The sequence below is a fragment of the Thalassotalea sediminis genome, from assembly GCF_030295915.1.
GTDB lineage: Bacteria > Pseudomonadota > Gammaproteobacteria > Enterobacterales > Alteromonadaceae > Thalassotalea_C > Thalassotalea_C sediminis.
In genome coordinates, this window is sequence record NZ_AP027361.1 from 3,268,910 (window position 1) to 3,283,376 (window position 14,467).

General features: G+C 39.2%; 9 protein-coding genes. 1 reads left to right on the forward strand and 8 read right to left on the reverse strand.

Annotation, left to right across the window (positions count from 1 at the left end):
- Positions 1–44: 44 nt before the first annotated feature.
- From QUE09_RS14940 to QUE09_RS14965, 6 genes are all read right to left on the reverse strand, one after another.
- Positions 45–1,730 (reverse strand): M28 family metallopeptidase, encoded by a 1,686-nt coding sequence (locus tag QUE09_RS14940; RefSeq protein ID WP_286233648.1) that lies wholly within the window; start codon positions 1,728–1,730, stop codon positions 45–47.
- 184 nt (positions 1,731–1,914) lie between these two features.
- Positions 1,915–3,009 carry a molybdenum ABC transporter ATP-binding protein gene (modC, locus tag QUE09_RS14945; protein ID WP_286233649.1) on the reverse strand — a complete coding sequence of 365 codons (1,095 nt, stop codon included), beginning with the start codon at positions 3,007–3,009 and terminating at the stop codon, positions 1,915–1,917.
- 3 nt (positions 3,010–3,012) lie between these two features.
- Complete coding sequence (gene modB / locus QUE09_RS14950) at positions 3,013–3,720, reverse strand: molybdate ABC transporter permease subunit (RefSeq protein WP_286233650.1); 708 nt, start codon at positions 3,718–3,720, stop codon at positions 3,013–3,015.
- Positions 3,717–4,466, reverse strand: a complete 750-nt coding sequence (gene modA, locus QUE09_RS14955) for a molybdate ABC transporter substrate-binding protein (protein ID WP_286233652.1) — start codon at positions 4,464–4,466, stop codon at positions 3,717–3,719. The genes modB and modA overlap by 4 nt, the downstream gene beginning before the upstream one ends.
- Before the next feature lie 142 nt (positions 4,467–4,608).
- Entirely contained in the window at positions 4,609–5,562 is a 954-nt protein-coding gene (locus QUE09_RS14960; RefSeq protein ID WP_286233653.1) for a hypothetical protein, read from the reverse strand.
- A gap of 372 nt (positions 5,563–5,934) precedes the next feature.
- Positions 5,935–7,566, reverse strand: coding sequence for an alpha-glucosidase family protein (locus QUE09_RS14965; RefSeq protein ID WP_286233654.1), 1,632 nt, complete (start codon positions 7,564–7,566; stop codon positions 5,935–5,937).
- 265 nt (positions 7,567–7,831) lie between these two features.
- On the opposite strand from QUE09_RS14965, the gene QUE09_RS14970 reads away from it, so the two are divergent.
- A complete protein-coding gene (locus QUE09_RS14970) occupies positions 7,832–9,592 on the forward strand; it encodes an alpha-amylase family glycosyl hydrolase (protein ID WP_286233655.1) in 1,761 nt (586 codons plus the stop codon).
- A 224-nt stretch (positions 9,593–9,816) separates the two neighbouring features.
- On the opposite strand, the gene QUE09_RS14975 is transcribed toward QUE09_RS14970, so the two are convergent.
- On the reverse strand, positions 9,817–11,310 hold the full coding sequence (locus QUE09_RS14975; protein ID WP_286233656.1) for a tryptophan halogenase family protein: 1,494 nt from the start codon (positions 11,308–11,310) through the stop codon (positions 9,817–9,819).
- Between the two features lie 124 nt (positions 11,311–11,434).
- Positions 11,435–14,212 (reverse strand): TonB-dependent receptor, encoded by a 2,778-nt coding sequence (locus QUE09_RS14980; RefSeq protein WP_286233657.1) that lies wholly within the window; start codon positions 14,210–14,212, stop codon positions 11,435–11,437.
- Positions 14,213–14,467: the final 255 nt, after the last annotated feature.

The window sequence follows — 14,467 nt, forward strand, 5'->3', positions numbered from 1 at the left end:
CGCGGCAAATGCCGCGTTTGTATACAGATTAGGCTGGAAAACCGTTACTGTGCGAACGTTTTACCAAAGAAATCACCTTGATTCCATGTTGGACGTTTATCGCCATTAGCGATTTCTAAACCAATCATCATATTCACTTCAGCAAAGCTTGCTGCTGCATCCCAGCGAATAGGTAGATCAATTTGATCACTGTGCTGGTGATAGTGATTTTTTAAGAAATCTCTAAACATCTCACCACCATCAATCTCTGGATCTTTAGACTTAAAACCTGTCATTAAAAATACAGATGGAATACCTGCTTTTACAAAACTGTAATGATCGCTACGTGTAAACAATGCTTGTTCCGGCATTGGATCAGGGCTTAAGCTTACATCAACTTTACCCGCCGCCGACTCAACAATAGGACCTAAACTCGAGTGTGTTGAACCAAAAGCAATTACATCAGCGAAAGGATATAAAATTAACGGCATGTCTAAGTTTACGTTAGCAACCATTTGCATTGCTGGTACTGTAGGATTGTTGGCAAAGTAAGATGAACCTAATAAGCCTTTTTCTTCACCGGTAACAACAACGAATAACACTGAACGCTTAGGCGCAGGCTGAGAAGCAAGTAAGCGAGCTGTTTCTAATAAAATTGACACACCAGATGCATTATCTAACGCACCATTGTTAATTGTATCAACTTCTTCACCTTCTTCACCTTCTTCATGGTCACCGTGATGCTTACTAACACCGATATGATCTAAATGAGCAGAGAACACAACGTATTCATTCTTCAGTTTAGGATCACTACCTTCTAATGTTGCAACAACATTTGGACTAGTAATTTCTTCATGACGAGACTTTTTGGCAAGCGTTACTTTACTTTTTAACGCAAATCCTTTTATTGCTTCATTATTTGTATCTTTTTCAAATACAGATGCTAAAGATTGCTCAGCACCTTCAAACAGCACAGCCGCTGCTTCATGATTTACATAGGCGCCACCTTTAATAGACTCATATGTACCATGAGGCTTACCATCTTTACCAACCCAACTTAAACGCGGTGCACTCGCATATTTCGCTGACACTGAGAAATCACGCACTTTATTACGTTTTGGTGTATGTACGGTAATAAACCCTACCGCACCACGTTCAGCAGCATGACGAATTTTTTCACGACCTGAGCCCAAATGAGCACCTTCTTCAGACGGTAAATCATCTGGACGGCCAGTAAGTACCACAACGATTTTACCTTTAACGTCTACACCTTCATAATCATCATAACCAAAGTCAGGCGCAATAACGCCGTAGCCAACAAAAACGGTTTCGGCTTGAACAAAAGACTCTTGTTCAATCGCTGAACCAGACGCTAGAAAATCATCTTTAAACGTTAACGCTGTTTCACCTGAAGCCGTTTCAACCTTCATGGTTGCAGAGCCTTCTTCTAAAAATGTTTTACGGAAGGTAACTTCTTGTTCAAACGTATCGTGCTCACCTTGCGGTTGTAAACCAAGTTGTTTGAAATTTGAGATCACATAGTTTGCCGCTATCTGATAGCCATCACTACCAGTATCACGACCAAGGAGTTTATCGTCAGCTAAAAACTCAACATGCGCTTTAATGCGTTCAGCATCAACTTGTTCTGGTTGAATAGCAACAGTTGTTTCTTTTTTAGCCTCTTGTTGACCACATGCAGTCAACATCGCAAGTGATAATAAACTTGCTGAGGTAATGTGTGTAAGTTTCATAAAATACTCTTTGGACTTTTTAATTATATAATTATTCACGACCACTGGTTGCGAACTGGTATCCACTATAAAGTGCATCGACTTAAAAAACCAGACCAAGCCAACGTAGTTACTTGTTAATTGGTCGATTGCACAGTAGTTAGTTAACAATCGATAAACCCACAACGGTGCTTTTTTTTCAGTATTAGCGCACAATTGCAACAGATTTCACTTGTAACCAAACATCATTTCCTACCTGTAATGCTAAACTCGAAACAGATTTTCGCGTTAACTGGGCGAGCACACTACTTGCGCCTACTTTAGCTTGCACTAGTGCCATAGCGTTACTGTCTTGTTGTTCAATGGCAGTAATAGTTGCAGGTAAACGATTAAGCACACTAGAATCTTCATGATTAGTAACCGCAATACTAACATCAGCGGCTTTAATTTGTACGCGCAAAGGTTGCTCTAGAGAAAAGTCTTTATTTTTAATCCAAAGAAAGCCGCCTGCAAATGCAAACTTTACCAAGTGCCATCTAGTATCTATTTCAACAACCTTACCTGACAATATAACGCCTTTATCTGCACCTAATGGCACATCTAAACGAGAGAAAACGTCAAAAACACTCCCTTGAGCGCATAGCTTACCTTCTGACATGACCATGACATTATCAGCGAGATGCATAATTTCCTCGACCGAATGCGTAACATAAATAATGGGGATATTGATTAGCGCTGTTAATCTCTCTAGGTACGTCAGGATCTCTGCTTTTCTTACATCATCTAATGAAGCAAGCGGTTCATCCATTAACAGTAATGAAGGCTTTACTAATATTGCTCTAGCGATAGCGACGCGCTGTTTTTCTCCGCCCGACAATTGCGCAGGATAACGCGTTAATAAAGACTCAATACCAAGTATATTGGTGATCTCTTCTCGGAAACTTTCACTTACAGGCTGTTCCGCCCTTTTAACGGCATAATCTAGGTTTTGTGTCGCCGTTAAGTGCTCAAAAAGGCTCGGTTCTTGAAACACATAACCAATAGCTCGTTTGTGTGTCGGTAAAAAGGTACTTGCTTGTTGCCAAACTTGTCGGTCAACGACTAACTGACCTTGGGTACATTTTTCCAAGCCCGCAATTAATCGCAATAATGTTGTTTTTCCTGAGCCAGAATGCCCAAAAATAGCAGTAACACCACTAAAAGGTATTGAAAACTCGATATCGAGTACGAAACTCTGTCGAGACGTTTGTTGCTCTCTAACAAGTGAAAATGCACCGCTAATCATCGCTTTGTTGGTCATTTTTTAAGAGTCTCCTTTTGAGGAGAAGAGCCCTGATACCCAGCGGCGTTGTATCGAGTTTAATAATAATAAGACGATAAAAGAAAATAAAACCATGGCTAGTGATAATGTATGAGCCTGAGAATATTGCAGAGCCTCAACATGATCGTAAATTTGAACGGATACCACTTTTGTTTCTGCAGGAATGTTGCCACCAATCATTAACACAACACCAAACTCACCTACGGTATGAGCAAAACCTAGCACTGCAGCACTGATAAACCCAGGTTTAGCTAAAGGCAGAACAACGGTAAAAAACTGATCCTTCGGGCTTGCTCTCAATGTTGCAGCAACTTCGAGTGGTCGTGAACCAATAGCTTGCATTGCATTGTGTAATGGCTGCACCACAAATGGTAAAGAATAGATCATTGAAGCAATCACAAGTCCCCAATAAGTAAAGGGTAATAAACCTAAACCAAGCGCTTGGGTAATTTTACCAATGGTGCCTTCTGGCCCCATTGTAATGAGCAAGTAAAAACCGATCACCGTTGGCGGTAAAACTAACGGTAGCGCGACAATTGCTGCAACGATTGCTTTAAAGCGACTTGTTGTATAAGTGAGCCACCACGCAATTGGCGTTCCAACGATAAGTAAAAGTATCGTTACCGTTGATGCAAGCTTGATTGTTAGCCAAATTGCACCCAAATCTTCTGGTGAAAATAACGGCGTCATCGCGGAGAAAATGTCACATAACCAAAGGATTGTATGATGTCTCTTGCTTTGTCTGAACGAAGAAACTGCCAGAATTTAATTGCTGTGTTCTTATCTTTCGCCTTATTAAGTAACACAGCATCTTGTTTAATTGGAGGATACAATGCAGCGTCAATTTGCCAAACCTGTCCCCCGCTATTTTTCCCAATGAGTTGAGAATTCGCAACAAACCCGAGTTCAACACTACCAAAGGCGACAAAACTAAATACTTGACTAATATTTTCGCCCATTACCCATTTAGCTTTTGTACTTTCTGTCAATGCTAGTTTGTCTAAAACACTCTGCGCAGCCATTCCATAAGGTGCAACTTTTGGGTTTGCTAAGGCGATCCTTAAATAGTTTTCACTTGTGAGTATTTCAGTTAACGATTTCTCTGCAAAACGTTTTTTAGACCAGAGCACTAAACTACCTTGCGCATAAGTAAAGTGATTAGAAGGTTCAGCAAAAGAAGATTCTACTAAACTACGCGGTTTTTCTTGATCGGCAGATAAAAAAATATCAAACGGGGCGCCATGGGTTATTTGGGCGAATAACTTACCAGACGAACCATAAGAGGCTTGTACAAGATGATTGTGTTCTTTTTCATAGGCTTTTATCAACGCCTTCATCGGCAAAATAAAGTTAGAAGCTACAGCAATCCTAAGCTGCTCTGCGTGTATAGGTATCGAAATAAAAAGAAGTAAAAATAAAGTAAGTACTAACTTCATAATAAAATTAATCGCTAAAAGAAAGATGGTGGCAGAATACTGAGGTAATTTCAATTAGTAGCGTGTAAGACATTATCTGTTAAAGCCTTAGTTTTGATCAAATCTGACGGTCTGAGCCATTAATGAACGTAGGATGTCTAGATTATTGGTGTCTATTCATCATTTCCACACTTAAGAATGCGAATATAGCTTTATCTTTCGTTGAGTCATATAAACTAACTAGGAATTTTTTCAAGAGTCGGTTATATGCGTATACACCTGCGATTCTCGGTTCATCAAGTTCGATAATACTTCCATCATCTTGTATCAATAACACAACTTGGTCATATTCAGAAGGCATGGCCGCTGCTACTAGTAAGAAAAGTCCGTCTCCTTTTTTATATGAATAACCAGATAGCCTGAAAGGAATTTCCAAGCTATCCGTAAGAGTTTTTTGCAAAGTACTATAGGTAACTAGCTTTGCCTTACAAAGGTAAAACATACAAGATGGTCGGTGAGCTACTAGCAAATTATCATCTAAAGGAATGACCTCTGAAAAATCATCGTCAAAAAAATTCAAATTAGATTCGATATTATTTGAGTTGTTAATGATACGTATTAATCCACCATTCCCGCCAAGGTATACATTATTTCTAACGGTATAAAGTTGCATCGATTTTGTATGCATATCTGGATAAACATCAGACAGGTTCAGGATGGATTTTGAAAAATTCCCAGTGAGCTTATATTGAATTAAGTTTGAGTTGTTACCCGGAGGATAATAATAGGCATTTATATCGCCATTATTAATTGTAAAAGTCCTAAGCAATATTTGTGGTAAAGGGATAAACCTATTATTCCATTGCAAAACTCCTTTTAAAGGCCCATCAAAGCCTTTAGGTTCAAGCGAAGGTATATCTTTAGGTATCTTACTAGAAATAAACACATAGGAATTGGAACCAACCAACTTTCCGCGACCACGACTATTTACAACCAAACCACCATCGCTTTCGCGTTTGCTCAATGACAGAGTGTTATCATTTTCTTCGATATAAAACTCAATTGGAGGCGGAATTGAATCACTATTAGGTTTACGAATAGTAACTACATTTACCACAAACCCTTTACCTCTCGGGTAGCCTCCTCGAAGTTCATAGTCGTTTAGGCTTATCTCAATAGGGTTTGAAAGCTCAGTTCGAACAATAAGCTCAGCTCTTAAGCTAAATGACAACACTAGCAAAAGCAGTAAGAAACGATTAATTGAGACATTACAAAAGTTACACATTATTTAAAACAAAGCATCCTGCTGATAATAAAGCGTAATTTAATATATTGGACTTGTCCAAGTTAATTTATACAAAAGAGGTACACATGAACGTCCCTAGCTTGCTCTAAACTAACTGTCAGATAAAATTGGCATGTCCCAACCTAAACAAAAAAAGCCATTTAGCACTGTCTGTGCTAGATGGCTTTTTGACGTGAATACACTTTATCGGTTTAAATAGGCAACTTGAAAAGGTTCAACCGATACAGCTGTTTGCTGTTCACTCTTTGTCAACTTAGCCTGTGAAAACCCATGACCATCCATGAGTTGGTAGTTAGATGAAGGTAAATTATATTCTGTCGGTAACGCTGAGAAATTAACCACAACTAGTATTTCTTTATTTTCGTATTGACGACTAAACACTAACTTATTGTCGTCACTTTCAAGAAAGTTAATATCACCATAAAGTAAACAAGGTTGCTTCTTACGCCAATGTAAAAAAGTACGATACGCATGTAATACAGATTCATTATCCGTTTCTTGCACCGACACTGCGTTTTCTTGGTGTTCTAGGCTAACCGGTAACCATAATTCTTCACTTTGTGAAAAACCTGCATTACGTGCCTGAGAAGACCAAGGAATTGGTGTACGACAACCATCACGCCCTTTAAAAGTTGGCCAAAATGTAACCCCGTATGGATCTTGTAAATCTTCATAGGCAATATCAGCCTCGGTTAAACCAAGCTCTTCACCTTGGTAACTGCAGATACTACCCTTTAATGAAGCCAGCAAAGCGTTATACATTTTACTTTGTGCAACTCCATGCGCTGCAGAGCCCCAACGTGAAGCTACGCGCATTACATCATGGTTTCCAATTGCCCAACAAGGCCAACCTTCAGCAAGTTTACCTTCAAGTGCTTCAACTGTATTTCTGATATACTGTGGGCTTCCATCAGGAGTTAACAATTCAAAGCTATAAGCCATATGTAAGCGCTTATTACCTTGTGTGTATTCAGCCATTGTTTGCAATGAATCTTCAGAGGATATCTCCCCTAATGTAACAACTCCTGGATAGCGATCCATTAGCTGACGAATATCTTCCATAAAGGCAATATTTTCAGGCTGTGTATTATTGTAATAATGATATTGGAATGCGTAAGGATTATCTTCGCTAAAGCCTCTTCCCTTTCTGTCTTCAGGGGCTTTCGCAGGATTATCACGTAACTGTTTATCATGAAAGCAGAAATTTATCGCATCTAAACGAAAGCCATCTACTCCGCGCTTTAACCAAAATTCAACATTATCAAGTACTGCCTTTTGTACTTCTGGATTAAAGAAATTTAAATCAGGTTGAGAGGTTAAAAAGTTATGTAAATAATACTGTTGGCGGCGCGGCTCCCATTGCCATGCACAGCCACCAAAAATTGAAAGCCAGTTGTTTGGCGGAGTCCCATCATCATTAGCATCTGCCCAAACATACCAATCGGCTTTAGCATTGTCTTTACTTTGACGGCTTTCGATGAACCAAGGATGCTGATCAGATGTATGACTTAATACTTGATCAATCACCACTTTAATATTGTGCTCCTTGGCTTTCGCCATTAGCACATCAAAATCGTCCATAGTACCAAACATCGGATCAATTTCACGATAATCGCTGATATCGTAACCAAAATCTTTCATTGGAGACTTAAAGAAAGGAGAAATCCATACAGCATCTACGCCTAAGCTTTTAATATATGGAAGCTTTTCGACAATACCGACGAGATCGCCGATACCGTCATTATTGGCATCCATAAAGCTACGAGGATAAATTTGATAAATTACGGCACCACGCCACCAAGGTTGAATTTCCATACGAGTCCAATCTACTTTATTTTATATTGATCATTAGGCTTAATGCCTATGTGGCGGTCAGCCAGGTCACGAATTATCGAGACTCTGTAAGCATAAGTAGCCCCTTGATTTAGTGCAATGCTACTGCATACGTATGCATGAACAAATCACGGTTAAACGGTTATGCATACGTATGTATTTTTTATACTTGTAAGAAAGATGTTTGTACTATCAAAATTAATCTCAATAGTGACGATAAAAACAATCAACAAGGCGAAATAAAACGATGAGCTTTAACAGATCACTGACAATTGTTGTACTCAGTTGCACATTACTGGCATTACTCGGTTGTCAGCAAGACTCAACAGTAAAAATACAGCAAGATAAAACGCACTTAAAAACAACAGCAACTGATCTACTGCCATACCAAACACGGCCAATAGAAGACGAAGTATTTTACTTTGTACTACCTGATCGATTTAGTAACGGTGATACCAGTAATGATAATGGCGCTAAAGACTTGCCAATTTCTTTTGGTGGCTATGATCCTAGTAATGAAATGGCTTTTCACGGAGGCGATTTAGCCGGCTTAACGAACAAGCTACCGTATTTAGAACAGCTAGGCATTACCAGCATTTGGTTGACACCTATTTTGCGTAACCAAGCGGTTCAAGGTGATATTTCAGGCTACCACGGTTACTGGGTATTAGATTTTACTGAAATTGACCCACACTTGGGCAGCAATGACGCATTAAAAACACTTATTGATGAAGCGCATAAACGTAATATCAAAATATTCTTTGATATTATTACCAATCACACTGCAGACGTTATCAAATATAAAGAATGTCATGGTGAAGACGGCGCAGGTTGGTCAGAAAGCGGTGAAGCCTGCCCATATATTTCATTGGCTGAACTTGAACAAGGGAAAAGCTACCAAACCGTTATTCAAAAAGGCAACGAACATTTGAAAACGCCAGCATGGCTAAATAACCCTAAACACTACCACAATCAGGGAGACTCAACATTTACAGGTGAGAATTCGCTAAATGGCGATTTTTTTGGTCTAGATGATTTAAACACTGAATCGCCAGCTGTTGTCGGCGGCATGATCGATATCTACAAAAATATTATTACCACCTTTAAACCTGATGGCTTTCGAATTGATACAGTGAAACACGTCAACATTGAATTTTGGCAGCAGTTTATTCCCACTTTAGAGCAACATGCTAAAGCACAAGGAATAGAAAACTTTTTTATGTTCGGTGAAGTGTATAGTGGTGATCCTGTCGAGCTTAGCAAGTTCACCACAGAAGGTACCTTACCTTCTGTATTGGATTTTGGTTTACAATCAGTGCTGTATCAAACCTTAGTAGAGAATAAACCAACAGCGCTCTTTAATGAGTTATTCGCACAAGACAGGTTATACAAAGATGCCAATCAGTTACTCAACTTTACGGGTAACCATGATATGGGGCGTTTTGCTTATCTCTTGAGTAAACAAAATAAATACACCCAGCAGGAAATCACGCAACGGCTTAAACTTGCAACAGCCATTACTTACTTTGTTCGTGGTATTCCCGTTATCTATTATGGTGATGAACAAGGGTTTATTGGTACAGGCGATAACCATAATGCACGACAAGATATGATGCCGTCAGAAGTTGCACATCACAATAAACAAAAATTACTCGCATCAACGGCAAGTACCGCGCAGAATAATTTCGATATCAATCACCCGCTATATCAATTTTTCTCGACGTTATCTTCTATTTACCATCAACATGCTGCACTGCGAAAAGCAAAACAAACCGTGCTTTTTACCAGCGATGAAACGGGAATCCTTGCACTGAGAAAGCAAGACAACACTAACGATTATGTCATTGTGTTTAATACTGCAACACAAGAAAAAACGGTCCCATTACCTTTAACGGGTACTTATCAAGTCGTGTTCAAATCGGCTCAACAATCAATAAGGGCTGAAGGAGAAAAACTCCATGTTTCATTACCTGGCCTATCATTCGCTATCTATCATGCCAAAAAATAGTGTGTAAATATCGACACTAAAAAGCCAGTGCGATGCACTGGCTTTTTATCTTTTAACTAGAGCGTGTTGAACTTTTAAGTTTGTTTTTGCAGCAATTTGTTTGGTATTTATACAAGACAGCGCTTGCGCCATGTAGTGATTCTAATCCAATCAAGCGTTAACACAGTAGAAATACCAAACAGCAAAGATCAACGCGCTCTAAATGCTTACTTAACTTAAGCAAGTTACTTAATACAGGCATCGATAAATCGTTGATGCGGAGGAACTTGTTCTGCTGTCTTGCGCATAATTTCTTTAATGCTAGTCAACATATCATTTAATTCATTAGTATTTAATTGATCGGCGGTACGATGATAATCATCAGGTATGAGCCCTTGACCTATAAACACTTGTTGCCATGCAATTTTAGTAAACAGTTCATCATTTTCGCGAAACACTAATCCAGAAGATTTAAATAGTGCCATTTTATGCTTGAGAGTGTCGGGCACATCTAAGCGTTGGCAGTCACGCCAAAACTTACTATCGTTACGTTGATTCAACTTGTAATGCAAGATAATAAAATCGCGAATTCGCTCATATTCGAGCATTGATTGGCGATTAAATTCTTGTGTCATTACCTCATCAATACCTTTATGTGGGAACATTTTCACTAATCGTACAATACCACTTTGGATCATATGTATACTGGTTGATTCTAAAGGCTCCAAGAAACCACTAGACAACCCAATCGCTACTACATTCTTATGCCATTGTTTTAATCGACGACCCGTTTTAAATTTAATTACTTTCGGCTCAGCTAATGGATCACCATCGAGGTTATTTAGTAATGTTTGCTTGGCTTGATCATCACTCATGTATTTTGATGAATATACTAAGCCATTACCCGTGCGATGCTGAAGCGGGATTCGCCATTGCCACCCTGATTGGTGAGCTATCGATTTAGTAAAAGGGTTTATCGGTTCAACGGCTTTGCAAGGCACGGCAACTGCACTATCAGCAGGCAACCAATGTGACCAATCTTCGTACCCCGTATTTAAAGACTGCTCAATTAACAATCCCTTCATGCCTGAACAATCAATAAATAAATCGCCAGCCACTTGGGTTTGATTCTCGAGGGTTAAAGACAGAATGTTACCGGTATGCTCACATTGTTCAACTTGCATTACCTTGCCTTCTGTACGTTTAACGCCTCTCGCTTGACAATAATCAGCTAAAAACTTTGCATAAAGGCCAGCATCAAAGTGATAGGCATGTGCCAAGCCATTTAGATTAAGGCCTGGTATTTTATCAAGTATCGCAAACGCATTTCGTTTCGCCACTTGATAGTTTAACGAAAAGTCCCAAAAGTTATAATCAAGTCCGGCGTGATGTGCCTTGGTAAAAAAGTGATTAAAGTCACAAAGGGGAAAGCTTTTACCTACATCGCCAAACGCATGCATATAGCGATTACCTTCATGCCCCCAATGCTCAAACTCAATACCTAATTTGATCGTTGCCTTAGTTGCCTTGATAAAGGCCTTTGGATCAATGCCTAACTCTTCATTAAAATGCATGATCGGCGGTATTGTCGCTTCACCCACGCCAATCGTGCCGATTTGATCAGATTCGACTAATTCAATGTCTAGTTTATTACCAAAGGTTTTTACTAACAACGCAGCAGACATCCAACCCGCGGTTCCACCGCCAAGAATAACGACTTTATTCACTTTATTTTTCATGATAATTCTCTAACCCGGATCACTTGTCGTTCACCTCAAAAGTGTAAAACGTGAAGTGCCCCAATAACATGACATTACTGAGGCACTTATTCAACTTATCTACTCGTTATAACGCGCTAGGCGATTAAAACTTATAAGTAAAACCGGCTTGATAACTACGCCCATAATCAAAATATTGATCAGTCGCATAATCTGCATCATCAAACTTAGTTTGGAACGCTTCATTCGTTAAGTTTTGCCCTTGTACATAAATGTATAAGTTGTCATTAACATCATAACCAATTTGCGCGTCAACTAACGTTTCACCTAAACCAAAACGCTGTTCAGTGGTTAAGCCAATAGTTGAATAAATCGACGCTGTAAAGTCAGAACGTTTGCGCATAGAGGTACGCACTTGAATGCCGTCTTTTTCATAGTAGGCCGTAACGGTTGAAACGCGCTCAGATAGACCAGGCAAAGTATAATCATCACCATTAAAGTCTTTCATATCTTGCTTAACCATTGTGTGGCTAGCAAAGATACCGAAGCCGTCTAAGCTTTCATCAATAATTTTAAATGGAAAAGAAACAGAAAGCTCAACACCACGAAGGTCGCCTTCACCGCCATTTTCTTTTGCATTCACCGTCGCTGTTTTATCGCTAAAGCCATCAATGTTACCTGCAACAGGGTGCGTTGATAACGAAGCATCATCTAACGGTAGCTCTGTTTCATATACACTATCGAAGTTCCAGTTTTTAATTTTCTTGTAAAATAACGCTACAGAGAAATAACCTTCATCAGAGAAGTAGTTTTCATAACTTAAGTCGAAACCATCTGCTTCACGGGCCTCTAACTGATAGTTACCACCTGATGCTTTCCAGTAATTACCGTTAATATCGGTATCATCAGGGTTGCCACTCCAACTCGTCGGTTCAACTAAAATACCACCTTTCATATCATCCATCGTTGGACGAGCAATGGTTTTAGCAAAGCCAAAGCGCAAGATTTCATCATCTGAAACATCGACAATAATATTTAAACTTGGTAAGAAGTTAGAATAAGAATGAGAGAAATCTAGTTTGGTATCGATACCGCTCCAACCGAACGTATCACCAATAGAACTTTGTTCTGTTTTAATGTAGCGTAAACCCACATTACCACGTACCGATTTACCAGCGATTTCTGTTGAAATGTTACCTTGAATAAAGGCAGCGGATACTTCTTCACTTACTTGGAAAGCATCGTTAATTTTACCCCAAGAATAAGTCACATCTGTTTCACTATAAACCGCACCACTTGAAAGTAATGCTTCTTGGTCAAAAATAACAGTATGTCCCAAATTAGCATGTGATAAATCAACAGAACCTAATAAATATTCTGGCGCTATTGCAGCAACATTTGTACCTGGGATCATAGCAGATGGTAATACATCAGTTTTTGAATAGCTGATTGTTTTTTGTTTATCACGTTCACGATACGCTAAACCAAATTCAATTGAATCAAAAACGTCACTTTCTAACATATGTTTAGCAGCAAGTTTAAATGATTTAATTTCATCTTCTACTTTCGGGTTTGATCGTTCACCTGCAAGATCCCACCCCATAATATCACCTAAGCCAACAACATTAGGGTCACCATAGTCAAGTGAGCTAGTAAACGTACCACCAGAACCATTTTTATTGAGTTGGTAAGTCACTTCGTTACCAGCAAAAGAAGATGCACCACCAAACGTGGCATGTTGATACAAGTCACGCTCAACTTCTGAAGAGCTCGCATCAAAATTAATGGTTAAATCATCGTTTACACGATATTCAATGTTTAAACCTAAATTCAAAAGGTCTGCAGTACGGTGTTCTTGGTTATTCTTTACGTAAAAAGGAAAGTTTCTATAGGTTGCACTTGTTACAAAACCATCATCAACACTATTGATACTGTATTCACAATCAGGGAACTTACCCTCGTCATCACAGTTATTAAACCCGAATTCTATCGCGCCTATATAACGTTGGTCGCTAAAATCAACATAGAGAGAATCAACGGTAATCGTTAACTCATCTGTAGGGGCGTATTCAATAACCCCCATAATAGAATCTCTTTCAAGTACCGAAGAACGACCTTTAATATTCGCCCCTTTAATACCTGTATAACTATTGCCTTCATCATCGGTTAAGTCATATAAGAAAGGATCACCATGGCGACCAAATTGTTTTTCTTGGCCAGGAGATTCCATGGTATTAACGGCTAAAGCAACACCTAAGGTGTCATTTGCAAATTGGTCAATGTAAGAAAAGTTTAAGCGATGACCATTATTATCATAACCGTCAACAACAGCATCGTGTCCATTTTTTTCATACTGGCCATTAATAACAAGTACGCGTTCGCCTTTTGATAACGGACTAATCGTCTGCATATCAATAACACCCGCAATACCTTCACCGGTCATTGAAGCGTTTGGGGTTTTATAAACGCTTACACCACTCATGATTTCAGATGGGTATAAGTCAAACTCAACACCGCGACCATCACCAATAGAGACTTGCTCACGGCCATTTAAGGTAGTGGTAGATTCATTTTCACCAAAGCCACGAATACTAATCACACTCGCACGACCTTCTAAACGTTGTGCAGCGAGACCTGAAATGCGTGATAGTGAATCGGCGATTGAAGAATCTGGCAGTTTACCAATATCTTCAGCACTAATGGCATCAACAACATTTGATGAAAAACGTTTAGTGTTAATTGATTTTATTAAGCTGCCACGCAGGCCCTTTACTTCAATAACTTCAACTTCTTCATCTGCTTTCTTTGTTTGCTCTTTATCTACTTCCGCTTGCTGTGCATAAGCAAACGATGAAGCGCTAACTGCCATTAAACCAGTCGACAATAACGCCAGTGTTAACTTGCTCGGTTTAAACTTAACCATCTGTGCTCTCTCCCCTACCTTCCCTGTATTGTTTTATTTATCAGCGTATCCAATAGCTGTTGTAATAACTAATTGTATATTTCATGTGTAAGTCGATACCCACTGTTACGTGGATGTCCTAAATATAGAGAGGTCATCAGCTGAAAAATACATTATGCATACGTATTCAATTTGGGGATTTAGATGCATACGTATTCAAAAATGGCGAACACCTCACTTTTTCGTTCTTGAAATATTTAGTTACAGCCTAGATAA